Annotated in this window: 25 protein-coding genes; 14 read left to right on the top strand and 11 right to left on the bottom strand. The window is 35.4% G+C overall.

The window, feature by feature from the left end:
* Positions 1-10 precede the first annotated feature (10 nt).
* The 3 genes from VB776_RS19095 to VB776_RS19085 are packed head-to-tail and all read right to left on the bottom strand — an operon-like array spanning position 11 to position 2,520.
* Entirely contained in the window at positions 11-1,315 is a 1,305-nt protein-coding gene (locus VB776_RS19095; RefSeq protein ID WP_323698468.1) for a hypothetical protein, read from the bottom strand.
* A 26-nt stretch (positions 1,316-1,341) separates the two neighbouring features.
* On the bottom strand, positions 1,342-1,917 hold the full coding sequence (locus VB776_RS19090; RefSeq protein WP_323698467.1) for a hypothetical protein: 576 nt from the start codon (positions 1,915-1,917) through the stop codon (positions 1,342-1,344).
* Between the two features lie 39 nt (positions 1,918-1,956).
* Positions 1,957-2,520 (bottom strand): RNA polymerase sigma factor, encoded by a 564-nt coding sequence (locus tag VB776_RS19085; protein ID WP_323698466.1) that lies wholly within the window; start codon positions 2,518-2,520, stop codon positions 1,957-1,959.
* Positions 2,521-2,757: 237 nt separating this feature from the next.
* Here VB776_RS19085 and parS point away from each other — a divergent pair, with 237 nt between their 5' ends.
* From parS to VB776_RS19070, 3 genes are read left to right on the top strand one after another with little or no spacing between them, the layout of a single operon-like run.
* Positions 2,758-3,207, top strand: coding sequence for a type II RES/Xre toxin-antitoxin system antitoxin (gene parS / locus VB776_RS19080; RefSeq protein WP_323258461.1), 450 nt, complete (start codon positions 2,758-2,760; stop codon positions 3,205-3,207).
* Between the two features lie 2 nt (positions 3,208-3,209).
* The gene (locus VB776_RS19075; protein WP_323698465.1) at positions 3,210-3,677 is read left to right on the top strand and encodes an RES family NAD+ phosphorylase; all 468 of its coding nucleotides are present in this window, start codon (positions 3,210-3,212) and stop codon (positions 3,675-3,677) included.
* Entirely contained in the window at positions 3,664-4,173 is a 510-nt protein-coding gene (locus tag VB776_RS19070) for a cupin domain-containing protein (RefSeq protein ID WP_323698464.1), read from the top strand. Before VB776_RS19075 ends, VB776_RS19070 begins: the two co-directional genes overlap by 14 nt.
* A 20-nt stretch (positions 4,174-4,193) precedes the next feature.
* On the opposite strand, the gene VB776_RS19065 is transcribed toward VB776_RS19070, so the two are convergent.
* Complete coding sequence (locus VB776_RS19065) at positions 4,194-4,778, bottom strand: DUF4136 domain-containing protein (RefSeq protein WP_323698463.1); 585 nt, start codon at positions 4,776-4,778, stop codon at positions 4,194-4,196.
* 266 nt (positions 4,779-5,044) lie between these two features.
* On the opposite strand from VB776_RS19065, the gene VB776_RS19060 reads away from it, so the two are divergent.
* Together VB776_RS19060 and VB776_RS19055 are read left to right on the top strand one after the other, a co-directional pair.
* Positions 5,045-5,740, top strand: a complete 696-nt coding sequence (locus VB776_RS19060; RefSeq protein WP_323698462.1) for a DsbA family oxidoreductase — start codon at positions 5,045-5,047, stop codon at positions 5,738-5,740.
* Between the two features lie 148 nt (positions 5,741-5,888).
* Positions 5,889-6,689 carry a DUF4198 domain-containing protein gene (locus VB776_RS19055; protein ID WP_323698461.1) on the top strand — a complete coding sequence of 267 codons (801 nt, stop codon included), beginning with the start codon at positions 5,889-5,891 and terminating at the stop codon, positions 6,687-6,689.
* Positions 6,690-6,773: 84 nt separating this feature from the next.
* Here VB776_RS19055 and VB776_RS19050 read toward each other — a convergent pair whose 3' ends face one another.
* The 5 genes from VB776_RS19050 to VB776_RS19030 all read right to left on the bottom strand — a co-directional run bounded on the left by VB776_RS19050 (position 6,774) and on the right by VB776_RS19030 (position 13,192).
* Positions 6,774-7,478 carry a 2-phosphosulfolactate phosphatase gene (locus tag VB776_RS19050; RefSeq protein ID WP_323698460.1) on the bottom strand — a complete coding sequence of 235 codons (705 nt, stop codon included), beginning with the start codon at positions 7,476-7,478 and terminating at the stop codon, positions 6,774-6,776.
* Positions 7,479-7,504: 26 nt separating this feature from the next.
* On the bottom strand, positions 7,505-8,602 hold the full coding sequence (gene gcvT, locus VB776_RS19045) for a glycine cleavage system aminomethyltransferase GcvT (RefSeq protein ID WP_323698459.1): 1,098 nt from the start codon (positions 8,600-8,602) through the stop codon (positions 7,505-7,507).
* A gap of 176 nt (positions 8,603-8,778) precedes the next feature.
* Entirely contained in the window at positions 8,779-9,789 is a 1,011-nt protein-coding gene (locus tag VB776_RS19040) for a M28 family peptidase (RefSeq protein WP_323698458.1), read from the bottom strand.
* A 32-nt stretch (positions 9,790-9,821) separates the two neighbouring features.
* Positions 9,822-11,714, bottom strand: coding sequence for a DNA mismatch repair endonuclease MutL (gene mutL, locus VB776_RS19035; protein WP_323698457.1), 1,893 nt, complete (start codon positions 11,712-11,714; stop codon positions 9,822-9,824).
* A gap of 98 nt (positions 11,715-11,812) precedes the next feature.
* Positions 11,813-13,192 (bottom strand): hypothetical protein, encoded by a 1,380-nt coding sequence (locus tag VB776_RS19030; RefSeq protein ID WP_323698456.1) that lies wholly within the window; start codon positions 13,190-13,192, stop codon positions 11,813-11,815.
* 121 nt (positions 13,193-13,313) lie between these two features.
* On the opposite strand from VB776_RS19030, the gene VB776_RS19025 reads away from it, so the two are divergent.
* The 5 genes from VB776_RS19025 to VB776_RS19005 all read left to right on the top strand — a co-directional run bounded on the left by VB776_RS19025 (position 13,314) and on the right by VB776_RS19005 (position 17,166).
* Positions 13,314-13,904, top strand: a complete 591-nt coding sequence (locus tag VB776_RS19025; protein ID WP_407653848.1) for a NifU family protein — start codon at positions 13,314-13,316, stop codon at positions 13,902-13,904.
* 89 nt (positions 13,905-13,993) lie between these two features.
* Entirely contained in the window at positions 13,994-15,718 is a 1,725-nt protein-coding gene (recJ, locus tag VB776_RS19020) for a single-stranded-DNA-specific exonuclease RecJ (RefSeq protein WP_323698455.1), read from the top strand.
* A 71-nt stretch (positions 15,719-15,789) separates the two neighbouring features.
* Positions 15,790-16,521 (top strand): LPS export ABC transporter ATP-binding protein, encoded by a 732-nt coding sequence (lptB, locus tag VB776_RS19015; protein WP_323698454.1) that lies wholly within the window; start codon positions 15,790-15,792, stop codon positions 16,519-16,521.
* 37 nt (positions 16,522-16,558) lie between these two features.
* Entirely contained in the window at positions 16,559-16,792 is a 234-nt protein-coding gene (locus tag VB776_RS19010) for a hypothetical protein (protein ID WP_323698453.1), read from the top strand.
* Positions 16,793-16,797: 5 nt separating this feature from the next.
* Positions 16,798-17,166 (top strand): type II toxin-antitoxin system VapC family toxin, encoded by a 369-nt coding sequence (locus VB776_RS19005; RefSeq protein WP_323698452.1) that lies wholly within the window; start codon positions 16,798-16,800, stop codon positions 17,164-17,166.
* 15 nt (positions 17,167-17,181) lie between these two features.
* Here VB776_RS19005 and recO read toward each other — a convergent pair whose 3' ends face one another.
* Both recO and VB776_RS18995 read right to left on the bottom strand, forming a co-directional pair.
* Positions 17,182-17,883 carry a DNA repair protein RecO gene (gene recO / locus VB776_RS19000; RefSeq protein ID WP_323698451.1) on the bottom strand — a complete coding sequence of 234 codons (702 nt, stop codon included), beginning with the start codon at positions 17,881-17,883 and terminating at the stop codon, positions 17,182-17,184.
* Positions 17,884-17,887: 4 nt separating this feature from the next.
* Positions 17,888-18,694, bottom strand: coding sequence for a lysophospholipid acyltransferase family protein (locus tag VB776_RS18995; RefSeq protein ID WP_323698450.1), 807 nt, complete (start codon positions 18,692-18,694; stop codon positions 17,888-17,890).
* A gap of 197 nt (positions 18,695-18,891) precedes the next feature.
* Between VB776_RS18995 and VB776_RS18990 the strand changes: the two genes are divergently transcribed.
* From VB776_RS18990 to VB776_RS18975, 4 genes are all read left to right on the top strand, one after another.
* Positions 18,892-19,797, top strand: coding sequence for a TIGR01777 family oxidoreductase (locus VB776_RS18990; protein ID WP_323698449.1), 906 nt, complete (start codon positions 18,892-18,894; stop codon positions 19,795-19,797).
* Positions 19,798-20,458: 661 nt separating this feature from the next.
* The gene (locus VB776_RS18985; RefSeq protein ID WP_323698448.1) at positions 20,459-21,847 is read left to right on the top strand and encodes a tetratricopeptide repeat protein; all 1,389 of its coding nucleotides are present in this window, start codon (positions 20,459-20,461) and stop codon (positions 21,845-21,847) included.
* 85 nt (positions 21,848-21,932) lie between these two features.
* Positions 21,933-22,514 (top strand): LOG family protein, encoded by a 582-nt coding sequence (locus tag VB776_RS18980; RefSeq protein WP_323698447.1) that lies wholly within the window; start codon positions 21,933-21,935, stop codon positions 22,512-22,514.
* Between the two features lie 100 nt (positions 22,515-22,614).
* Complete coding sequence (locus VB776_RS18975) at positions 22,615-24,222, top strand: OmpA family protein (protein ID WP_323698446.1); 1,608 nt, start codon at positions 22,615-22,617, stop codon at positions 24,220-24,222.
* The last annotated feature ends 535 nt before the right edge of the window (positions 24,223-24,757 follow it).

Genomic DNA, 24,757 nt, shown 5'->3' with positions numbered 1-24,757 from the left:
GGCTTTTTATTTATTTTTCAGTGAATTTTACACCAGCATAATTGGTCTTAATCGTAATTTTTGTGGCAGAGCCTTTTCCAATTTTTCCTTTATATACTTTGGTTGATTGTATGCCCATTCTACGTTCTTCGTCTTCTTTATTATCCGGGTTCACCGTTAGAGTACATTTATTTTCTGGATACCTAAAATTGGCATAAGTAGTTGTTACTTCAAAATCTGCGTTGCAATCGCCCGTTACAGGTAATTTTACGGCTGTATAATTAGAACGAATATCTAAGGTTTTTAAAGTCTTTGATAACTCCGCCAATTGAACGCCATCTGAATAACTGATTGACAACTTTCCTGTTTGATTAATCTTTCCAATTTTCCCGCTTGAATATTGAATTGTTCCATCTAAATGATTGATGTCATCCAGAATCATCGAACCATAATTATTCGTAAGTTTTAAATTATCCGCCTTTTCAATATTTAGTTTTGAATAAGCAATGTGCAAATCACCATCGTCCATTTGTTTGATATTACCAGAACCATATTGTACGAAAATGTCTTTTCCTCCACCCGTCAATTTATCAGAAACAAAACTACCGTAATTAGAAGTAATTTTTAATGGTGCTGAAAACTGTGGAATGATTGTTTTTCCATATTTATTTGCCACGGTCAAAGAATTAGATTTTGGCATAAAAATCATATAGTTAATTTCTACACCACGCTTTTCCATCGTTTTCTTACTGCTACTCCAGTTAAAACTATTGGTTAAACTATTTGCCCAACTCCAGCTACCATTTCCATTACTTTTTTCATCGGTATCAATCATTGTCTTGAAAGCTATTTTATCGCCTTCTTTTCTTTCAATGATTTCTACATTATCAATCAGCATTTGTGCTTCAGCATCAGATTTACCGTAACCAATGATGGTAATATCTACTTTGATTTCGTTTTTATTCCAAAGTTCTACTTTTACTTCACCGTGTTGATTATTGATGTTTAAAAAGTTTTTGGCATCTACTGGAAACGATTTACTGATTACCTTTTTCTTTTCTACCGTAGCCGTTTCCTGAATGATAGCTTCGCCATAAGCATAATTTGGGCTGGCTGACGTTGCTGGCAAAGGTTGATGCTCAATATTTCTTAGTGTTGTGGCTACACCATTAATTGTTCGAACAGCAATATTTCTCGTTGTGGCAATACTTGCCCTTAAATGATTTTCGAATGCTTTACTTTCTGTTGAATCACTTATATGTACTCTTATTTCTTGGGCTAAAGTGCCATTAATTACTAAAACACTTAATGCTAATATATTCAATAACTTTTTCATGACATGCTTCGATTAAACTGTTTACCTCAAATGCTTCTTGTCGGATTGTTCTGATAATCTTTAATTTTCTGAATAATAGACAATTGCCTATTTAAAATATCTAATTGTACTTGTAAATTCTGAATCATGGCTTTAACTAACTCTTCCTGATTTGGCGTTTGGGGCAATTCTGCTTTCAGGTTTTGATAGTCTTTGTTCAGATTCTCTATTTCTGCGGAAAACTCTTTGTAAAGTACTGGGTCGTGAGCCTCAATTTGTCTGATTTCTTCACGCTTCGTTTCAATCAAACTTGCATACTGAACCATTTTATCACCATATTCGGGGCTTACGGTAGCAATAATTTTGTCGGTATTTTGTGACTTGAAACCAATATTATACACAAAGAAACAACCTATGAGCAAAGCAAGACTTGCTGCCATCGCCCAATATTTCTGTTTGAAACTGATAATATTTTTCTTTTCTACAAAGGATGTTTCTCCCGGAAAGGTATCTAAATTCCCTAAGCCTTTGTCTATTTTATCCCACAAACCAGCAGGTACTTCAAACTGATCAAAGTTTTCTCGGTTATCACGAATGAATCTTTCTACTTTTGTCTTTTTCATAACGCTTTAAGCCTGATCTCTCTTAAAAAGAAAAGGTCTTTATTGTTTTAAAATCTCCAACAATCGCTTTTTGGCTCTGATGTATTGTGTTCGAGAAGTAGATTCTGCCACGCCCAAAATTTCTGCAATTTCTTCGTGGTCATAACCTTCTAATAAATACAAACAAAGTACTGTTCTAAAACCATCTGGTAATTGTTGAATGGCATTTTGTACTCTCTGAATATTAAGTTCTATTCCTTCTTCGTCATACGTTGCTTCATCTGGAATATCTCCTGCATCTTCAATATCAATTAATTGTACTTTCCTATTGCGTAAATGATTTAACGCTCGATTGATGACAATCTGTTTTAACCAAGCACCGAAAGTACTTGTTTGTTTGAAATCATGAATTTTTTGAAAAGCATCCAAAAAAGCATCTTGCAGGACGTCCTCTGCTTCGCCAACATGATTTACAATTCGGACAGCAACATTGAACATAGCCTTTGCATAAAGCCTATAAATCTCATACTGAGCCTTTCGTTCGCCCTTACGGCAAGCCTCTACGAGTGGTAAATGTTTGTCTATGTAATGTGTTTGCTCCAGTGCTAAAGGTTGAGGATTCATAGTGTTCAAACTTCTTAACCTTCAAGTTAAAAAGTTTTCATCTATTAGACAACCAATAACTTAAATTCAAACTAATGACACAGAAGCATTTACGAATGTTGCATTTTATTAAAAATTCTTAAAATATTTAACAAATAATATCGTTTGAACCATCACCATAAAAATATCATCTCATCCAATTTTGCCATTACGACAATTGTCGTTATATTTACGACATATTGACAAGATAAGGTTTAGATGAAAACACAAAATATATTACCCATTCCAACTTTAATTGTATTGTTGGGTGGACAAGCAATCATCAACAGAGAAATCAGACATGATTTTGACTTGATAGAAATTGCCAAAGAGGGTTTACCAAAACAAGCTTTAGATAGTTTGGCAAAGCAAATTGCTTTTTCTAACAAAGAAATGGCAGAAGTATTGAATATTTCAGAAAGAACGATTCAACGTTATCGAGACGACCAACGTTTAGATAAAGATGCTTCTGCAAAATTGATTCGCTTGGCAAAACTGTATGAATTAGGACAAGAAACTTTTGGAAGCCTTGAACGTTTCAACGGCTGGATGCACTCTCGTGTACCCGCTTTGGGCGGAAAACGTCCTACAGAATTATTGGATACTTCTTTGGGCTATGAAATCATTGAAAGAGAATTAATTTATATAGAACACGGATTATTCTCTTAAAAATGGAAGTTTTTAGAATTAGTAAATTTAAAAGAGCAAGAGATTTATCTGGCTTTGGAGCAAGTTTAAAGGGGCAGCGTTGGAATAGGAGAGGTACTTCGTTACTTTATACGGCTTCACATCGCTCGCTGGCTTTATTAGAAGTATTAGTACATATCGGACAATATTATCCAGAAGACGATTACGCCATTATCACTTTAGATATTCCAGATAATCAAATTGCTTCTTTGGATGCTTCCATTTTACCAAAAGACTGGGCTAAAATATTTGACGCTGGCGTATTAGCTTCTTTTACAGACCATTGGCTTAAAACAGAACAATCTATCGCTTTAGGAGTACCTTCTGCGATTGTTCCTCAAGAAATTAATTATTTGATTAATCCCTTACACCCAGATTTTCAGGATGTGAAGATTAAAAATATTGAAATATTCACTTTTGACGAAAGATTTTTTAAGGATGTCATCGACTAAAACAGCCCAATTTTGGATTGAAAATTATCAAATGAATACTCATCCTGAAGGTGGCTACTTTGTAGAAACCTATCGTGCGAATGAAAGTATTGTCCAAACAGCATTACCCGCACGTTTTAAAGGAGAAAGAGTATTTTCAACAGGTATTTATTTTTTGTTGGAAAGTCATCATATTTCAGCATTACATCGTATTGCTTCTGATGAAATGTGGCATTTCTATGCAGGCACTGCTTTAAATATTTATGTTTTGGATGAAGACGGCACTTTAGAAATTATTCGTCTCGGTAATAATCCTGACCGTGGAGAAGTATTCCAAGCAGTGGTTCCTGCTGGAAAATGGTTTGGCTCAAAACCTGCCGAAGGAAATACTTATTCCTTAGTTGGCTGTACTGTTGCTCCTGGTTTTGACTTTGAGGATTTTGAAATGAAAGATAGAAAAGCATTGCTACAAATGTTTCCTCAACATGAGGACATTGTAACAATGCTTACTTATTAAGAATATTACTTGCTTACTCATTACTTCAATGCGATTGTTTGCGTAGAAACAGGTTTTCCAGCGATGTAATCTTTGGCAAAAATTCTGTAATTATCAAAAATTTGTCGAGTCGCTATTCTCAAGGCTTTCTCGTCAATACTATGTGTTTCTGGCGCAGCAATTCCCGCAGCATAACCCATCCAAATAGGACGATTACTATCATTTTCAACAAATTGTAAAAGAAGTGTTCCTTTTCTGAGTTTTACTCTTCTCAGTTCCTCATTCATATTTTCTTTGCCTAGCCCTCTGAAAGAACGTTGTAGCACAGAAAGATTGACATCTGTAGGAAAAAGTGCATAAAAGACAATTAAGTTGGGGCGTTCTTTTGAATCTTCATAGCCTCTTAATTTCATTTGATTGCCGATTTCATCAATCACAGCCTGAAATTTGTAGGTGGTATCAATCATGGTAAACTGTTTTTCAACGGTTGTGAACGATTGATAATTGGGTTTAAATACTTCATCTTCGATTTCTCGATGACAAGCAGAACCAATTTGAAAACTGTTACGATTACAAGACGCTAAAGCAAGGAGTGCAACCACTGCAAAAAGATAGATTTTTTTCATAACGTAAAAATTAATTTAAAACTTGAAATATATAACTATTTGATTTTTAGTTGATTTAATGAATCTAAAATCGAAATTGAATTTTCAATCGCAAAAAGCGGTTTTAATAATGAATACGTAAAAATTTGAGAATAGTCTCTTGGTGGTGTTAATCTAAAGTATATAATAGATTTTAAGGCTAATTGTTTAACTATCTGATAATATGGCTAATAGCTTTCTGTTAATTGCTTAGCACTACTTTCGTAAGGAATTATAATTTTATAAATATGAATACAAAACCAATTATTCGTGTAGATGTTGTTTCGGACATTGTTTGTCCTTGGTGTTATATCGGTAAGCGTAGGTTAGAAAAAGCTATTCAAGATACACAAAGTTCTTGTACTCTGCAAGTTATCTATCATCCTTTTCAACTAGACCCAACTGTTCCGAAAGAGGGTATTCCCTTCAGCGAACACATGGAAGGACGTTTCGGTGCTAATTATGCCCAAAAGTTTCGTCAAGTTGAGCAAGCCGCAGAATCGGAGGATTTAGATTTTGATTTTGAAAACCTTCCTAAAGCTATCAATACTTTTGCTTTCCACAGAATACTTACGATTTCTTTGCAAGAAGGGATTCAGGTTGAAGTAAAAGAAGCTTTGATGAAAGCCTATTTTATCGACAGAGTGGATTTAACAGACGCAAGCGTTGTGGCTGAAGTGATGAATCAATTTGGTTGGTCTGCTGAAAAAACAATTGGCATTCTTCAGTCAGACGAAGCTTCTGATGAAGTAAAAGAAGAAATGCACTATTTCCGTCAACAAGGAATTTCTGGAGTACCTTTCTTTATTTTCGATAAAAAATATGCTGTTTCTGGCGCACAACCTTCAGAAGTATTTAAAGAAATCTTTGAAAAACTGGCTCAAGAAAAACAAGTACAGGCAATTTCTGGAGAGGTTTGTGATGTAGATGGAAAGAATTGTTAGATTAAATGCTAATAAATTAATTGGGTTTGTCTCTCTTTTCTTACGTAGGTAAAAAAGAGAAGCAAACCCAATCTTTTAGAAAAAGAACTTATAATATTGTATTTTTAGGTTAATATTAACTTCATCAAACATTATTGTTTTCAGGAATATGAAAAAATATACTCTTCTCTTCTGCCTACTTACTTTCTTTTCATTTTTATCATTCTCGCACGAGTTTTGGTTACAGCCTTTAAAATTTCTACTAAAAATAAATGAACACACTACTGTAGATGTTTTTGTCGGAGAAAATTACACTGGCGAAAAGGTAGATGCTAGTAAGTTTACTATTTCTAAATTGACACACTACTCTAAAGAAGGAGAGAAGGATATTAGAGGTCAAATTGCTACGAAAGATTCGGTCAAGATTCCTGTTACTTTCTCTTCAGAAGGAAATCATCTGCTAGCATTTAACAACACTAATAAATTTATACAATTAGATGCCAAGAAGTTTAATGAATACTTACGTTCTGAAGGACTTGATAACATTATTAAACTAAGAAAAGAGAAAGGTCTTGAAAATAAAAAAGGAAGAGAGTTCTATCAGCGTTGTGTTAAAACGTTGTTTCAGGTAGGTGAAACCAAAGACGAAACGTTTTCTAAGAATACAGGTATGAGATTGGAGATAATTCCAACGATGAATCCTTATTTAATAAAAAGTGGTGATTTATTAACGTTTAAAGTATTATTCGATAACGAAGTATTTAGCAATGCTTTAGTGTTAGCTTGGTGGGTAAAGCATGGTAAAACAAGCATGAAGAAACTAAGAAGTAATTCAAAAGGTGAAGTAAGTTTCCCTATTACTAAAGATGGCAGATGGATGATAAGCACCGTAAAGATGATTCCTTATACAGCATCAGCAGAGGCAGACTATCAAAGCTTCTGGGGAAGTTATACTTTTGGTTATTATTGATTTATTATTTTATGGAAGTACTTCAAATACCTCCATAAAATAAAATCATTACAATCCACGAGTTGGAAACTCGTGTTACAGAAATTACATTTTTACTAAAGTATTCCCACGCATAACGGGTAAAACATCGTATAAATCTTGCTGTAAACAATAAGCGATGTCTTTTTGAATTCCTAAACGTTGTAATCTTTTTACGTGAGAGGAAGATGCTACAAACGATAATAAATCATTTTTAGCTAATTCATATTGACGCAACGCCATCAAAGCAGAATCATCTTCTACCATAAATTCTTCTTGCAAACGCTCTACTAAAGCTCCTGCAAAAAGCGTATCTTCTAAGTTCGGTTTACCTTTCCAGCCTGCACATAATACCAAAATATCGTATTGTTGTTCTTTTAAGTAATTCGTTAAAGCCCCCAAGTTCAAGAAAGAGCCTACCATTACTTTTACAGCCGATTTAGACTTTGTAATAGCCAAAGTACCGTTGGTTGTGGTAACACAAACCGTTGCACCATTCACTTTTTCAGTCATGTAACTGAAAGGAGAGTTATCAAAATCAAAACCTTCTGGTGTTTTACCGTCACGTTCGGCCGCTGCTAAGTATCCTTTTTGTTGATAACTTACACATTCTTCAATTGTTGATACTGGAATGATTGCTTCTACACCATTGGCGAAAGCAGTTGTCATGCAAGAAGTAGCTCTAAAAATATCTACAACAACTACAATCGAATTTTCGATATTATATAAATGTAATAACTCTGGACTGATACAAACGTCTATTTTTTGCATAATTTCAAAAAAATCTAATTCACATTTTACTTCAAAAAGGGCATTTTGGTCACTACTGCCTTCAAATATTTGTTACGGATATTGATATATACTTCCGAACCTACTTTGGTGTATTCTTTGGTGATATAACCCATTCCAATTCCTTTACTAAGCGTAGGCGACTGTGTTCCTGAAGTTACTTCGCCAATGATGTTGCCAGCGGCATCCATAATTTCGTAATGTTGGCGAGGAATACCTCTATCAATCATTTCAAAACCAACTAATTTACGTGTTGGTCCATTCTCTTTAATTTTTTTATGGAATTCAGAATTGATAAATTCTTTATTGAATTTGGTAATCCATCCTAAACCTGCTTCAATCGGCGAAGTACTATCGTCAATATCATTTCCGTATAAACAATAGCCCATTTCTGTACGCAAAGTATCTCTTGCACCTAAACCTACAGGCATAATATTGAACTCTGCACCTGCTTCGAAAATAGCTTTCCACATTGCTTCAGCATCTTTATTCCAAACATATACTTCAAAACCGCCAGCGCCAGTATAACCTGTTGAAGAAATCAAAACATCACCAATACCAGCAATTGTTCCTGTTTTAAAAGAATAATACTCCATCGAATCTAAATCTAAGTCAGTCAGCTTTTTCAAGGTATCAATAGCCTTTGGTCCTTGTACTGCAAAAAGACTCAATTTGTCTGAAATGTTTTCCATTTCTACACCGAATGTATTATTTTGCTGTAGCCAGTTCCAATCTTTTTCAATATTCGAAGCATTTACTACTAAATAATACTCGTTTTCGTTCCAACGATATACCAAAAGGTCATCTACAATTCCGCCTTTATCGTTTGGTAAACATGAATACTGTACTTTTCCATCAACCAAAACCGAAACATCATTAGAAGTAACATATTGCAAAAACTCTGTGGCACGTTCGCCTTTTACAACAAACTCGCCCATGTGCGATACATCAAAAACACCTACTCCAGTACGAACACCAATATGTTCTTGAATAAGGTTTGAATATAAGACAGGCATTGAATATCCTGCAAAAGGTACCATTTTTGCCCCAAGTGACACATGAACATCATTTAGATGAACGTGTTTTAAAACTTCTGTTTGTTCCATTGGATGTTGATTGAAAGTGATAGATTAACCCAAAAATATGTGGTTAGTAAGTATATGTTTTATAATACTTCTCACAAAAGTAAGAATTATCTTGTGAAGTCTAAAAGCCGTAGGTTATAAGCTTTAGGCAATAGGCTGTTGTGCTTGCCTAAAGCATATAGCCTACCGCCTAAAGCTTATTCTTGATACAAAACAGTTAAAACAGTTTGTCCGACAGCCTTTAAGGTATTTTTATCAATCACAGACATATTATCTTGATGCGTATGATGATATGCTCCAAAAGTTTTTGGGTCGTTTGGTCTTAATTCAATAATATCAATCATTTGAATTTTTGCTACATCGTTTACAGGAACGTGGTCGTCAACCAAACCTCCGCCATCTGCATCAATAAATAAATTAGAATAGCCTAATCTACTAGCAATATCCCAAACGTTCCTCACAATCATCGGTGCGTATTGCATTGAAGTACCTTCATGTGGGAAAACTGCTCCTTTAGCACCAACCATGTCTAAATTAATACCATAATAAGCCGTATAATTTTCTTTGTGTTTATGACTTGCCCAATATTGTGACCCTAAGCACCAAGAATTCTGTCCATGTTCACCTTTAAAATCTTCTGGTTCGCCAACATCTTCCACATCAAAAAAGATAATATCAACACCAACATTAGGTTTAGTTTTCGCCTGTTGAATACTTCTTGCTAATTCTAACAATACTCCAACGCCACTTCCTCCGTCATTTGCAGCATCAATTGCTTTATTTTTATCTACAGAATCTTTGTCTGCTACCGAACGTGCATCCCAGTGAGCCGTTAATAAAATTCTTTTCGTAGCCGTTGGATTGATTGAACCGATAATATTGGTTGCATTCAATTTCTTTCCATCAAAAGTAGTTGCTACAAAATCTTGCGTACTTACTTCACAGCCTAATTGTTTTAGTTTTGTAACCAACCAAGTTACACATTCTTTGTGTGCTTTGGTATTGGGAACTCTTGGGCCAAAACTTACTTGTTTTTCGACAAAGCTATAGGCAGAATCAGCATTAAAATCTGGAGCGGGATTGAGTGATACTTCTTCTTGAGGAACACTTTCTTGTGAGCTAGTCGTTTGGCAAGATTTAAAGTAAACTGCCACGCCTGAAAAAACAAAAATTGCTAACAGGAGTAGCGCTATTCGATTCGTTTTCATTATTGATTTTTATAATACTCTTTCAACATTGTTTATGGTCGCAAGAATAAACTTGCCATATCTGATAAAGAAACAATCTTCATCGTTACTTCGCCACTTGGCGTATAGCTTGGGTTTGAAGAAGCAAAAAGCTGTTCTACCAAAGTATTCATTTCTAAAACCGTTAAAGCATGATTTCCATAACGCCCAGCTGAACGTTTTGCCATTGCTCTTGCTAGATTTTCAGCTTTTTCTAAATGTAATTCTGATTCATTTTGTTTGAATTGCTCCAAAATACCCTCCAACATTTGTTGCTCATTTTCTTCTGGAGAATCAGCAGGAATGCCATTTACCATAAAAGAATCATGTTCTACAACACTCAGCACAAAGCCAAGATTCCTGATTTCATCTTGAATTTCTAGCAATAAATGAAAATCTGCCGTCGTCAGTTTTACTTTTGTCGGGAATAATAACTGTTGAGACGCTCCGCCATTTTTGCGTAAATTCTGCGAGAATTTCTCATATAAAATTCTTTCATAAGCCGCACGTTGGTCAATCAAAAGCATTCCAGATTTTACTTGAGAAATAATGTAGCGATTATGAATCTGAAAAGTAGATGCCTCAGAATCTTGCGAAGCTCTTTGCGGACGATTACTTCCAATATCATTTGCCTTACTTTTCAGCAGGAAAGAAGTACTTTCTGTGGTATCACCAAAATCAACTTTCGTTTGTTCTATTTCAGGTTCTTTTCTTTCAAAATCATCAAGCTGACGATTCAGCCCTTCATATAATTTATTCCAATTTGTCAGATTCGTTTTTTCTCTAAAAGGTGTTTCCGTCGTTCTTGCAAAAGCACTTACAGCGGTTTCTTTTGTTTTTTCAAAAGGCGAACCGTTGAACTGAAAAATATTATTGGCAAAATTCACATCTGTTTCAAAATCCAAAGATGGCATCAAATTATGCTGGCTCATAGATTTTCGAACCGCCGCTTGTACAATGGCATAAACCGTTCGTTCGTCATCAAACTTAATTTCAGTTTTGGTCGGATGAACGTTTATATCAATGTGAATTGGGTCGATTTCAATAAAAAGTACGTAAAACGGATGTGAACCTTCTGGAATTAATCCTTCAAAAGAACTCATCACAGCGTGATTCAAATAGCTGTTTTTGATGAAACGATTATTGGCAAAAAAGAACTGTTCCCCACGAGTTTTTTTGGCGTACTCTGGTTTACCAACATAACCACGAACACTTACGAAAGAGGTTTCTTCTTCGCAAGAAGCTAATTGTTCTCGATAACCTTTCCCGAATAAATCTACAATTCTTCGGCTCAATTTACCCGCAGGCAAATTATATACTTCGGTATCGTTATGATGTAAAGAGAATGAAATTTCAGGATTGGATAAAGCTACTCTTTGAAATTCGTCGATGATATGACGCATTTCAACAGGATTAGACTTTAGGAAATTTCTACGAGCTGGCACATTAAAAAACAGGTTTTTCACCTGAATACTCGTACCTTCTGGCGTAGCGATAGCTTCTTGTGCTTTTAATTCTGAAGCTTCTATTTTTATTAAAACACCTAATTCGTCGGTTGTTCTACGAGTACGCATTTCTACTTGTGCAACGGCAGCGATAGATGCCATCGCTTCGCCTCGAAAACCCATCGTTCTGATTTTGAAGAGGTCGTCGGAAGTACGAATTTTTGAAGTAGCATGACGCTCAAAACACATTCTTGCATCTGTTTCGGACATACCCAACCCGTTATCAATTACTTGAATTAAGGTTTTCCCCGCTTCTCTGACGATTAATTGAATATTGGTTGACTGGGCGTCAATGGAATTTTCCAAAAGCTCTTTCACCACAGAAGCTGGTCGTTGAACGACTTCGCCGGCGGCAATCTGGTTCGCAATGGAATCAGGAAGCAGTTGGATGATATCTAACATTTTCTGAAAACGTATTTTAGGTTAGCTTTTTTGACAGTGGAGTTCTCCGAATTGTCCCTCTAAGTTCGTGATAAAAGCAGGGAATGCCAACAAAAAATCTACTTTTGGTGTGGATAAATCGCTAAACGGCTTATTTTCAGCTCATAAAGCATCGTACCAATTACGACTAAATATTCGATAGCAATCAGATAAAGTGACTCATTAACAGGCACTTGTCGATAGGCAAAGTAAGAAAGCATCACCATTGCAGACCACACAATTCCGAAACGGTAAGGAGTAAGTAAGGATAAAGTAAAAACCGTAGCGATGTACCAAGGATGTACCGTTGTAGCGAAAAAATAATACGTCGTTACAATCAGTAATGCTGATAGATAGAAAGTTTCAAGTATTTTTTCTGTCATTCCTTCCCCTTCATTTTTTAGTAAATTGCTGAAATTGTCTTGCTTCCACCAAAATTTCCCCCAAGATAAATTCAGGATAATAGACAAAGCTGAAAGCCCCAAGATTCCACCAACCCACCAAACGACATCGAAACCAAGTATCAAAAAACCAATTTCTCGAATGATGTAATACACACAGGCATTGAACTGAAAACTTTGAAAGTAAAGGTCGATACTTGAAAAGAAATTACTGATTATCTCTCTGTCAAAAAAAGGAAGCCAAAGTAGCACAAATAAAAAAGCCGAAAAAAAAGATAAGCAGATTCCGTTTTTAAAGCCAATCTTTTTGATGATTAAAGGCAAAAAAATCAAGGGTATTAATTTGGTGGCGACCGACAAAGTAAAACATATCACTCCCCAAATTTTATCTCGTCCAGAAACTTGTTTCTGATGACGAACAAAAAAACAAATGGCAGATAAAAACCAGAAAATCATCAATCCTTCAAAATGTAAATTACCCGTTAGTTCGATGATAATTAAAGGATTAAAAGCATAAAGTAATACACGTTTTCTTTTCAGTTGATAAAGTAAAAACATTACTCCAACATCTGCCAATACGATGATAATTCTTAGCATAACGATATTTCCCAACAAGTTTTCTGGAAAAAACCATGAAGCAAGACCAAAAATAAATTGGTTGAAAGGTGGATAAACGGTGTAATAATTCGGAGAGTTTAAATAAGAAAAAAGAGGATTTTCTGGAAACTCATTTGGCAAATATAAATATGGATTTTTGCCTGCAACAATTAATCGTCCATCCCAGACAAATCGGTAAAAATCATCCGATAAATTCGGGGTTGCAAATAATAACAGCACCCTTAAAACAGCAGCAATACCCAATAAGTACTTTATATTGAAATACTTCAGCGAACTTTTTACGATTAAAAAATACAAGCCAAAAAGTAAAGCGATAATACTGATAAAAACATTGAATTGGGTTCTTGGCAAGTAATATAATATCCAAACATAACCAATTGCAGATAGAACAATTGATATTGGAAGTAGCCAAACACTATTTTTTTGTAGGTATTCTGACATTTATACGTTTCTGAAAACTAATTTTGTGTTTTAAATGTTTCCTGATTGCTTGCTAATTTTATACTCAATTCAGCACATTTTTAAAATACGACCAAATCCAGATACAAATTAAATAGAACTCATGTTAAAACAGCAGATATTAATTTACACAGAATCAACGCCAAACCCAAACTCAATGAAGTTTGTCTTGAACTTTGTGTTAGCTCCTGAAGGTTTATCGTTCGACTACGCTACGCCATCAGATGCAGTAGCAGAAGGCAAAAATTCACCTTTGGCAGTTGCTTTATTCGGCTTTGATTTTGTCAAACGAGTATTCATTTCATCAAATTTTGTCACCGTTACCAAAGACGAAGAGACAAAATGGGAAGATGAACTATTTGGTTTGAAACAATTTTTGAAAGGTTTCTTTGAAGAGAAAAAAGAAGTATTCACGAAAGCAACAATTGCTGCAAACGATGTAATAGGAGGAGAGCAAGATTCTGAAACAGTTGTGAAAATCAAAGCTGTTTTAGAACAGTACGTTCGTCCAGCGGTAGAATCTGATGGTGGAGCTATCAATTTTCACTCTTTCAATGAAGGTACCGTGAAAGTATTACTTCAAGGTTCATGTTCAGGTTGTCCGTCGTCAACGATGACTTTGAAACAAGGGATTGAAAATCTTTTAACTCGTATGGTACCAGAAGTAAAAGAAGTAGTAGCAGAAGGAGTTTAAAACCATTCTTTAAGCTTAATTTTTCTTAAATTATATAGATTAGACCTGCAAGGCTTCCGAAACCTTGCAGGTCTTTGTATTTTTGCCTTATGACAGAAAAACGTTGGATTTATAAACCCATTCCTTCCACAGAAAAAATAAAACAAGTCGCTGAAGCAATCAATGTTTCAACGGAAATTGCTACGCTTTTAGCACAGCGTGATATTAATACTTTTGAAGAAGCCAAAGCATTTTTTCGCCCAGATTTAGCTCATCTGCACGACCCATTCTTGATGAAAGACATGGACAAAGCAGTTGAACGCTTGACGAAAGCCATTTCTTCTGGCGAAAAAATAATGATTTATGGCGACTACGATGTGGACGGAACTACTTCGGTAGCAACTTTCTATGGTTTTTTGAAAAATGTTATTTTTCAAAATGCCGAAGACTGTCCTTTAGAATTTTATATTCCTGACCGCTATGCCGAAGGTTATGGCGTTTCGCAAGCTGGTGTGGAAAAAGCTGCTAATGAAGGATTTGGATTGATAGTGAGCTTAGATTGTGGGATTAAATCCAAAGAAAAAATTACTTGGGCAAAAGAACATGGCGTTGACTTTATCGTATGCGACCATCACCGCCCCGATGATAACGACCTTCCGCCAGCAGTGGCAATACTCGACCCCAAAAGGGCTGATTGTGCCTATCCTTACAAAGAATTAACAGGTTGTGGCGTTGGTTTTAAATTGTTACAAGCGTACTGCCAAACACATGGTATTTCTCAGGAATTACTAATGCCTTACTTAGATTTAGTCGTTACTTCTATTTCTTGTGATATTGTACCAATTACAGGCGAAAATAGAGTTATGGCTTTTTACGGTTTGCAACAATTGAACTCCAATCCAAGAACAGGATTGAAAGCATTGATGCAATCGGCAAGTTTGGCGGGTAAAATGGACATTACGAAAGTAGTTTTTGGTTTAGGACCAAGAATTAATGCCGCTGGAAGAATCAAACATGCTTATGATGCCGTTAATTTACTATTGACCGACAACGAAGAAGAAGCCACCGACTTTGCCAACATCATTACCAAACATAATAATGATAGAAAAAACTTTGACACAAACATTACTGCCGAAGCTTTAGCCATTATTGAAGAAGACGATTTTCTGAAATCCGCCAAAAGTACAGTACTTTTTAAAAACGATTGGCACAAAGGCGTTATCGGTATCGTAGCAAGTAGATGTATCGAAAAGTATCACCGTCCTACGATTATTTTGACAGAATCGCATGGACACGCTGCGGGTTCGGCTCGGTCTGTTCCAGGTTTTGATGTATATGATGCCATTGAAGAATGTTCAGAACATTTGATACAATTTGGTGGACATACTTTTGCCGCAGGTTTAACCTTGGAAATCGCTGAGATAGAAAATTTTAGACGTAAATTTGAAGAGGTCGTCAATCGAAAAATATTGCCAGAACAATTGTCGCCCATGATTGACATAGATTTGAAATTGCCTTTGGTAGAAATATCGGATAAATTTCATAGAATCATCTCTCAGATGTCGCCATTTGGTCCCCACAATATGACTCCCGTTTTTGTTTCTGAAAATGTATATTTATACGGTAAGCCTTTGAAAATGAAAGAAAAGCATTTAAAAATAAATGTTTTTCAAGAAGGTTCTCCTGCTTATACTTGTGTAGGATTCGGAATGGTGGAAGACTATTTTGACCAACTACAAGAAGGCAAACCCTTTTCAATATGCTACACCATAGAAATCAACGAATGGCAAGGAAGAAAATCCTTTCAGTTGATGTTGAAGGGTATTAAGGTTTAGGGGTTTTAATGGCTGGTAGGGATACCAGCCATGGATAATATTAAAAAAAGATTTTACTTCTGATTCAAATTATGATTTTAAGAACAGAAAATTTAGTAAAAAAATACGGACAGCGTACCGTTAATGATAATGTTAGTTACCAAGTAGCTCAGGGAGAAATTGTGGGTTTGCTCGGGCCTAATGGTGCTGGAAAAACTACTTCGTTTTACATGGCCACAGGCTTGGTAAAACCAAATTCAGGGAAAGTGTTTTTGGATGATTTGGAAGTAACGAATCTACCGATGTACAAACGTGCCAGATTGGGAATTGGTTACTTGGCACAGGAAGCTTCAGTTTTTAGAAGTCTTTCGGTAGAGGAAAATATTTTAGCAGTTTTGGAAATGACTAAGCTTTCTAAACAAGAACAACGTGAAAAAACGGAATCGCTTTTAGAAGAATTTTCGTTGACACACGTGCGTAAAAACTTGGGACAAGTACTTTCTGGTGGTGAGCGTCGTAGAACTGAGATTGCTCGTGCTTTGGCTGTTGACCCCAAATTTATTTTGTTGGATGAGCCTTTCGCTGGGGTTGACCCGATTGCCGTGGAAGAAATTCAAGGAATTGTAGCCAAATTGAAGTACAGAAATATAGGAATTTTGATTACCGACCACAATGTGGATGAAACACTTTCAATCACCGACCGTGCTTATTTACTTTTTGAAGGAAAAATCTTGAAAGCTGGTACGCCACAAGAATTAGCAGACGACGAACAAGTAAGACGATTATACTTGGGTAAACATTTTGAATTGAAGCGAAAGATTTAGCGAGTAAAATCATTATATTTGATTAAAAATCAACAACATGACAAGGATAGTTTTAGATATTCTTAACGATAAAGATGTGGAATTACTTCTTCCACTACTAAAAAGGTTTGGAGTTATTGTTTCAAACCAAGCTGATGAATTAAGCAAAACAGAAATTGCTCATCATCAGCGTGTTGTTGAACAAGGAGGAAAAACAATTGATAATTTTGAAAGCTTTATGGAAAATTTTGAATTAAGTCGACAAGATAGAAAAATGCCATTTAGAGATTAACACTCATGAAAATTTTCGATAGTAATATTATTATCTACTCCTCTCAGATAGAATTTCAATTTTTGAGACCTATTATTAATCAATCTGAAAGTTATGTTTCTGAAATTTCTAGGCTAGAAGTTTTAGGGTATCATCAAATTAATCTCATAGATAAAAGATACTTTCAGAGTTTATTCTCTCTATTAAATATAATTCCAATAGATAAAAATGTGGTGGAATTAGCCATTGATTTACGACAAAAAAAGAAAATGTCAGTTGGTGATAGTATCATAGCCTCTACAGCTTTATTATACGGTTATGAACTTTACACTAGAAACGTTAATGATTTTAGTTGGATTGAGAATCTAACCGTTGTTAATCCATTTGCTAACTGACCAATCATAATACTCCTACCTCATCACTTCCTTCAAAACCGTTAAAGATTTTATTTCTCCTAAAGTATCTACATGAAGTCGGTAGAATAAAATGATAGATTCTAATAATTGATTTCTACTATTTCTATCAATTTTGGGCGATTGATGATATGGTGTATTCAACAAAACGTCTAATTGGTTTTCTAATGATAAACTAAGTACTGGCAAATTATGTATCCTCAACTCATTAGAAATTTCATGTGCATTTTCAGGTGAAAAACCCAAATAAGTACCCAATTGCAATAAGAATTGTAAATGGAAATTCTCAAAATGTTCTTCTATTTCATCCAACCAAATGATTGAATTATGTAAAAACTCAAATAAGAAATGATTCCCCGTTTCTTCTTTGAGTGATTTCCCTAAGATTTCTGTGATAAAAAGAGCAATCGAAGATTTATAAATATCATAAGGCAAAGTATGAAAAGGAGTATTACATTTAATTTCTGCAATGCGATGAATCTGTTTATTAGCTCCAGCATTTTTTCCTTTCTGGTAAATCACTAAATCTAATAAAGTAAGTGGCTGAAACAAGGCTATTTTATTCTTTGATTTCGCACTTCTTACGCCATTTTCAATGTAGGTTTGTATCCCAAATTCTTCGGTATAAATATTCACAATTACAGATGTTTCTCGGTAACGAATATAATTAATTACTATGCCCCTTGTTTTGTTTAACATAGTTTTACTCTTTATCTCTTAGCCAAACCAGTTTTTGAACTGGTATTTTTTGTTCTATCTTATCTCTTAAAATATCCATTATTTCTTCGGTTGGCATATCTTTATCGAAGCGAATCGGCTCTTTGAAAGTAACAGAAAGCGTGGTATTTCGCTTCTTGAATCGAAGTCCTTTTTTATCAAAAGCTCTTCTAAAACCATTAATCACTACTGGAACAACTATCGGGTTATGTGTTTTAATTAAATGTGCCGTTCCTTTGCGAAGTGGAGCATAAGGAGTGGTTGTTCCTTGCGGAAAACTTACTACCCAACCATAGGATAATCCTTTGCCTACTTTATCTTCTGCCGCTGTATCTACTTCTTTCTTAACATCTTTCCCTTTTTCTCGCCAAGAACGATTCACTAAAATGGCACCTGCTTGCGAAAATACTCTTGGAATCAATCCGCCTTCATTCATTGTTTCAGAAGCCGCTACATAAAATACTTTTGAACGTGGTGCAAACAGATATATCGGGAAGTTTACAGAGTTGCGAAAACCCCATTTTACACTAAAGAAAATATGATATAAACATATCACATCCATAAAATAAGTTTGATGATTCGATAAAAATAGTACGCCTTCATTCGGTAAGCCTTCTAAATGTTCTGTTCCGCTGATTCTTGTTTTATTGATGCCTCTTAAACGAGAGTATGTTATCCATCCTAACACAATCATGATAATTCTTTTTACAAGCATTGAATTACCAAATGGATCTCTTTCAAAGATTCCAAATACATCCAACATTGGTAAAAGTTTTTTTAAGTGTTGATTCATCATTTCGGGTTATAATTACGCTACTATAATCAGGTTTTTTGGGCAATTTGCCTATACTTATAAAATCGAAGATAGATAATTTTTGGTATATTGTTTAAAAATTGTTCTTCCTCAATCTTTCTAAACTCTTAATTACTTTTTGAGTTATTCTTATGAACAGCGAAAATCGTCTGTTTTTTTTCAAATAATAGCGATTTATGAATGTACTCATCACAGGTGGTTCGGGCTTAGTTGGTACTCGCCTTACACAAATACTGATTGCCAATGGTTTTACGGTTTCGCATCTTAGCAGAAAACCTACTAATACTGCTGGAAAAGTAAAAATCTATCATTGGGACATTAAAAATAGCATCATCGACGAGAAAGCTTTGCTGGAAGCCGACTACTTGGTGCATTTGGCAGGAGCTGGGATTGCGGATGAAAAATGGACGGATGCAAGAAAAAAGGAAATCATTGAAAGTAGAACTAAATCGCTTCATTTAATCACAGAAAGTTTAAAAACGCTTCCTCATAAAATTCAAGCTTTTACTTCTGCTTCGGGCATTGGTTTTTATGGTGCTGATACTGGTGACGAAATCATTACTGAACAACATCCTTCTGGCAATGATTTTGTGGCTGAATGCTGTATTCAGTGGGAAGCCGTGGCTGATGAAGTAGAACAACTGGGCATCAGAACTACAAAATTACGTACTGGTATCGTTCTGAGTACCAAAGGTGGTGCTTTGCCTAAAATATTATTGCCTGTGCGTTTCGGTGTGGGTGCTGCTTTGGGAACTGGCAAACAGTATCAATCTTGGATTCATATTGATGATTTGTGCGAATTATTTATTCAATCGCTTACTGACGATTCGATGACAGGCGTTTATAATGCGGTTGCTCCCAATCCTGTGAACAATTATGAATTGACAAAAACCTCCGCTGAAATCCTTAAAAAACCTTTCTTTATGCCCAATGTACCTGCTTGGGTATTGAAATTGGTATTCGGAGAAATGGCGAGCATCGTTTTAGGAGGCAATTATGTCTTGAATCAAAGAATTACTTCGGAAACATCTTTTCAATATCAATATACTTCTGTGAAAAAAGCTTTGGAGGCTTTATTGTAGATTAGCGGTGAGCGATTAGTTTTGAGCTGTTAGCTTTTTTATTTGATATTTTGTCGCTCCAACTCGGAGGAAAGAATTTACACCCGATGATTGCTCGCTCCAACTCGGAGGAAGGAATTTACACCCGATGATTGCTCGCTCCAACTCGGAGGAAGGAATTTACACCCGATAATTGCTCGCTCCAGCTCGGAGGAAAGAATTTACATCCGATGATTGCTCGCTCCAACTCGGAGGAAAGAATTTACATCCGATGTTTTGTTCCTGCAACGTGCAGGAAGGAAATATCAACCAATGTTTTGCTCCTGCAACGTGCAGGAAGGAAATATCAACCAATGTTTTGCTCCTGCAACGTGCAGGAAGGAAATATCAACCAATGTTTTGCTCCTGCAACGTGCAGGAAGGAAATATCAACCGATGTTTTGCTCCTGCAACGTGCAGGAAGGAAATATCAACCGATGTTTTGCTCCTGCAACGTGCAGCAAGGAAATATCAACCGATGTTTTGCTCCTGCAACGTGCAGCAAGGAAATATCAACCGATGTTTTGTTCCTGCAACGTGCAGGAAGGAATTGTCAAAAATTGATTACTTGTATTTAGCCATACTGGCTAGTGAATATTGTTAAAGTTTAATTATATTCACTTTAAATACAAATTATCAATCTATGAGAACCTTCTGCTTTCTGACTGCCTTTACTTTTTTAGCAATGTTTTCTTTTGCACAAAATGAAAAGTATCCATTTCCATCAAAGGATAGTTTATTAAAAGCCTTGCAAATAGAAAAGATAGATAGCAACAGAGTAAACATTTTGCTTTTCTTGTCTCGTGCTTATCATTTCGAAAATGCTGAAAAGGCTTATCTCTACGGACAAGAAGGACTTCGCTTGGCTCAAAAAATCAATTATATCAAAGGGCAAATCTCTTGTGGTATAAGCATAAGTTCCCTTTTATTGGAGATGAATCAGCAAGAAAAAGCGATAGGATTACTCCTTAAAACCAATGAACTCAGTGAAACTTTCGGTGACCCCGTTTTGCAAGCTAGAGTTTTTATGTCTTTGGGCTTGGCTTATGGCAAATTAGATTACAGTATGGGTTTAGAATACTTACTTAAATGTCGTGATTTGATTCATCGCTATCATATTCCTGAAAACACCATTCCTATCAATTTGATGATTGGTTTTATGTATAAAGATTTAGGGAAATTAGATTCTGCATTGGTTTATCTTCAAAAGAATTATCAATCTTCTTTACGATATTCTATCAGAAGTGTGGCAGCTACGGCATTAGCGATGGGGCAAGTCTATGATAAGATGGGTAATATTCCATTAGCAAAAAGCTATTTCCAATCAGTGCTTTCTTTCAATAATCATCATCGTTTACCTATTTCAGGTGACATTTACCTTGAAATGGGCAAGAATTATTGGAAAAGTAATCAAAGAGATTCTGCTATTTACTTTGCCAAGAAAGCTTTAGCTGAAACTCAAAAACATAAATCCTATACTTTGATTAATCAAACGGCTCAATTACTATTTCAAGCTTATGAAAAATCAGATGCAAGGCTTGCGTTGAAATACCATATCTTGGCGAGTGCCGCAAAAGACAGTTTGTATAATTTGGATAAATTTAAAGAGATTGGGAAATATACTTTCTTAGAAATTTTCAGACAAGAACACCTCAAAGAGACGCAATCACAACAAGCTTTGGAACGTTCGCAACATGTACAATACGTTGGTATTACCATATTTATCCTGACCATCATTATGGTTAGCGTCGTGTTGTATAAACGTCAGGTAAATCCTACCATTTTAGAATGGATAGGAGTAGTCTCACTTCTTTTATTGTTTGAATTTCTAAATATCATTCTTGAACCTTCCATTACCAAACTGTCGAATCGTTCGCCAATCATTACGCTTCTTTGTTTGGTTACTTTGGCTTCCATTGTTTCACCCATTCACCATTTTGCAGAAACTAGGGTAAAAACATGGGTAAAAAGCATTAGAATTAAACATCATCTCAACCCAAATCTTGATGCTGAAATCAATGTTTCAGAGTAATTGCGTTGTATCTTTATTCTTTTAAAACAACAAGTGGAAAACAAGCAGTCCTTATTCATCCTCAACGCATAAATATTATTAATTCATGAAAAACGTTTTAGTGTACTGTGGCTCATCTTTTGGGCGAAATGAAATTTATAAATCTACCGCCAAAAATCTTGGCGAAGTCCTTGCGAAACAATCGCTTAGATTAATTTACGGTGGCGGAAGTGGCGGATTAATGGGTGTTGTTGCTGATGCAGTACTTGAAAATAGCGGTGAAGTAACGGGAATTATTCCATCATTTATGGAAGAGTGGGAAGTACAACATAAAGGCTTAACTGAATGTATCGTTGTAGATTCTATGCACGTTCGTAAACAATTAATGGCTGAAAAGGCTGATGCTGTTATTGCTTTACCAGGTGGTTGGGGTACTTTGGATGAATTATTCGAAATTCTTACTTGGCGACAAATTGGATTGCATAAAATGCCGATTGGTTTATTAAATACCAATGGTTTTTATGATGATTTAATTGTGATGCTTAATAAAATGGTCACTGAAGGGTTTGTCAGAGAAGCCAATGCTAAATTCTTGATTATCGACGATAACATTGATTCTTTAATAGAAAAACTCAGAAATGATTCTCACGAAGGCGAACTCATTGGGAAAATGATTAATAAAGCTTAAAACAATGTTTTTGTGTAATTTTCGTTCCAAACCTAATCTCGATTGTGTTATTCTTTGTATGAAAAACCTCATTTTTTTCTTTTTTTCTTCCTTTTCATTCATGTGTTTATCAGATACGATGGCACAAAATAAGCCTGAAAGCTTAGGTGCTGCGGTCAATTCTGAATACTCTGAATTAAATCCCGTCATTGCTCCTGATGGAAGAATTTTGTACTTCGGAAGAAAAAGTCATCCGCAAAATAAATATGGCGTAGCTGGAACAGACCAAATTTCTGGTTCGCAAGATATTTGGTTTGCTGAAAATGTAATGGGTGCTTGGTCTGCCGCTAGAAGAATGCCCGAAAGTTTAAATCGAGATCAATATAATTCAATTCTAAGTATTTCACCAGACGGACAAACAATCTTATTGAAAGGTGCTTATGTAAACGGACAATACGAAACTCGTGGTTTTTCGATTGCTAAAAAGTCTGCAAATGGTTGGGATATTCCGAAGAAAGTAATCATTCCAAAATACGAACGCCTCAGCAAAGGAAAAAACGAATATGGTTTTCTTTCAAACGATGGCAAAGTACTTTTAATGGCTTTTTCTGAAAAAAAGAATTCGGACGAAGATGATATTTATGCCTCCTTTCTAGAAAATGATGGAACGTGGTCGGAAGTAATGAATTTAGGCGACGAGATTAATACCAACTTTACCGAAACTACGCCTTTTTTAGCTCCAGATGGTAAAACGCTATACTTTTCGAGCAATAGAGAAGGCGGAAAAGGAAGTAATGATATTTGGGTAAGTAAAAGAAAAGACGATACTTGGATTCATTGGACAGAACCCATCAACATCGGCGAACCCATCAATACCGACCAGTATGATGCTTATTATACCATTTCTGCGGCTGGCGATTATGCTTATTTTGTTTCTAGCAATAACTCTTTGGGTAAAAAAGACATTTTTAGGTTAAAGTTAGACGCTCCAAAACCTATCGAAGCGGATAACAAACCAAGCGTAACAACAACGCCAATAGGTGGTGGAACAAGAAAATCGGATGATAGAAAACCAATTCAGCCAACAAAATCGGATGCTGTGGTATTAGTTTCTGGAAAAGTAATTGATGGTAAAACAGGGAAAGTACCACAAAATGCCCAAGTTATTTATGAAGATTTAAGTACAGGAAAAGAGTTGGGCATCGCCACGCCAGACCCAAATACTGGAATCTATAAAATTGTGTTGCCTTATGGTACTAATTATGGTATCAGTACTAAAATCAACGGTTATATTGGTACTTCTCAGAACATTGATTTAAGTAAAATTTCTGGAAAATACTTGGAAGTAGAAGGCAAAGACATGACAGTAAAGCCTATCGAAGCAGGTACAAAAGTTGAAATGAATAATATTTTCTTTGAATTTGGGAAAGCCGCTTTACAACCAGAATCATATCCAGAGCTGAATAGAATTGCCAATTTCTTCAAGACAAATACAAAATTAGTTTCAGAAGTAAGCGGACATACGGATAATGTGGGTACAGATGAAATAAATAACAAATTATCGCAAGAACGTGCTGATGTTGTTCGTAATTATTTACTTACTCAGGGTGTTCCAGCAGAAAGAATTAAAGCCAAAGGTTATGGCAAAACCAGACCAAAAGTAGCCAACGATACTCCTGAAAATCAAGCCATTAACCGAAGAGTTGAATTTGAAGTGTTGAAGAATTGATTGAATTGCTTTAGGCGGTAGGCTTTATTCACTATGCTCAAATTTCTATTTACTGATATTTTGTCAGCGACAATCAGCGATATTTATCTCTGTAAATCTGCGGGTAAAATATTTCTTGAAGATTTATTGAGTTGATTTTGTTTGTTATAATCAGCAATTAAAAAAATTAAAGAATATCAAGCACAAAATTATCGCTGATTTTAAACTACCTTGTATCAACTAAACAAAACATACAATGGCAAAGGACAAAGGCTCAATCAAAGAGGTTAAAAAAGAACCAACCAAAACCCTCAAGGAAAAAAGAGCGGCAAAACAAGAGAAAAAGAGTAGTAAAAGAGACTAAATACAAAAATCCTCAGTAATTATCTACTGAGGATTTTTTTGTTAACAAACTATTGTTTTGGTCAACGTTTGACATTGGCTTCCCTTTAATCTTGTAAATATTTAATAATCAACACATTGCCAATAAAATAACCCCGAAGAAGTGTCAATACTGGCAATTTTCGGGGTTTTTCTGTATTTTGTTACTGCTAAG

The organism is Arcicella gelida, from assembly GCF_034931025.1.
GTDB classification, from domain to species: domain Bacteria; phylum Bacteroidota; class Bacteroidia; order Cytophagales; family Spirosomataceae; genus Arcicella; species Arcicella gelida.
Note: the sequence above shows the minus strand (reverse complement) of the source record. Positions and strands in the feature narration are given on the sequence as shown.

Bases quoted from the DNA above. Each gene is read 5' to 3' on its own strand.
- VB776_RS19005 (WP_323698452.1), top strand. From the start codon at position 16,798: ATGAAAATTTTCGATAGTAATATTATTATCTACTCCTCTCAGATAGAA.
- recJ (WP_323698455.1), top strand. From the start codon at position 13,994: ATGACAGAAAAACGTTGGATTTATAAACCCATTCCTTCCACAGAAAAA.
- lptB (WP_323698454.1), top strand. From the start codon at position 15,790: ATGATTTTAAGAACAGAAAATTTAGTAAAAAAATACGGACAGCGTACC.
- recO (WP_323698451.1), bottom strand. From the start codon at position 17,883: ATGTTAAACAAAACAAGGGGCATAGTAATTAATTATATTCGTTACCGA.
- VB776_RS19095 (WP_323698468.1), bottom strand. From the start codon at position 1,315: ATGAAAAAGTTATTGAATATATTAGCATTAAGTGTTTTAGTAATTAAT.
- VB776_RS19085 (WP_323698466.1), bottom strand. From the start codon at position 2,520: ATGAATCCTCAACCTTTAGCACTGGAGCAAACACATTACATAGACAAA.
- VB776_RS19025 (WP_407653848.1), top strand. From the start codon at position 13,314: ATGTTAAAACAGCAGATATTAATTTACACAGAATCAACGCCAAACCCA.
- VB776_RS18980 (WP_323698447.1), top strand. From the start codon at position 21,933: ATGAAAAACGTTTTAGTGTACTGTGGCTCATCTTTTGGGCGAAATGAA.
- mutL (WP_323698457.1), bottom strand. From the start codon at position 11,714: ATGTTAGATATCATCCAACTGCTTCCTGATTCCATTGCGAACCAGATT.
- VB776_RS19070 (WP_323698464.1), top strand. From the start codon at position 3,664: ATGTCATCGACTAAAACAGCCCAATTTTGGATTGAAAATTATCAAATG.
- gcvT (WP_323698459.1), bottom strand. From the start codon at position 8,602: ATGGAACAAACAGAAGTTTTAAAACACGTTCATCTAAATGATGTTCAT.
- VB776_RS18985 (WP_323698448.1), top strand. From the start codon at position 20,459: ATGAGAACCTTCTGCTTTCTGACTGCCTTTACTTTTTTAGCAATGTTT.
- VB776_RS19055 (WP_323698461.1), top strand. From the start codon at position 5,889: ATGAAAAAATATACTCTTCTCTTCTGCCTACTTACTTTCTTTTCATTT.
- VB776_RS19030 (WP_323698456.1), bottom strand. From the start codon at position 13,192: ATGTCAGAATACCTACAAAAAAATAGTGTTTGGCTACTTCCAATATCA.
- VB776_RS19065 (WP_323698463.1), bottom strand. From the start codon at position 4,778: ATGAAAAAAATCTATCTTTTTGCAGTGGTTGCACTCCTTGCTTTAGCG.
- VB776_RS19090 (WP_323698467.1), bottom strand. From the start codon at position 1,917: ATGAAAAAGACAAAAGTAGAAAGATTCATTCGTGATAACCGAGAAAAC.
- VB776_RS19050 (WP_323698460.1), bottom strand. From the start codon at position 7,478: ATGCAAAAAATAGACGTTTGTATCAGTCCAGAGTTATTACATTTATAT.
- VB776_RS19075 (WP_323698465.1), top strand. From the start codon at position 3,210: ATGGAAGTTTTTAGAATTAGTAAATTTAAAAGAGCAAGAGATTTATCT.
- VB776_RS19010 (WP_323698453.1), top strand. From the start codon at position 16,559: ATGACAAGGATAGTTTTAGATATTCTTAACGATAAAGATGTGGAATTA.
- parS (WP_323258461.1), top strand. From the start codon at position 2,758: ATGAAAACACAAAATATATTACCCATTCCAACTTTAATTGTATTGTTG.
- VB776_RS19060 (WP_323698462.1), top strand. From the start codon at position 5,045: ATGAATACAAAACCAATTATTCGTGTAGATGTTGTTTCGGACATTGTT.
- VB776_RS18995 (WP_323698450.1), bottom strand. From the start codon at position 18,694: ATGAATCAACACTTAAAAAAACTTTTACCAATGTTGGATGTATTTGGA.
- VB776_RS18990 (WP_323698449.1), top strand. From the start codon at position 18,892: ATGAATGTACTCATCACAGGTGGTTCGGGCTTAGTTGGTACTCGCCTT.
- VB776_RS19040 (WP_323698458.1), bottom strand. From the start codon at position 9,789: ATGAAAACGAATCGAATAGCGCTACTCCTGTTAGCAATTTTTGTTTTT.
- VB776_RS18975 (WP_323698446.1), top strand. From the start codon at position 22,615: ATGTGTTTATCAGATACGATGGCACAAAATAAGCCTGAAAGCTTAGGT.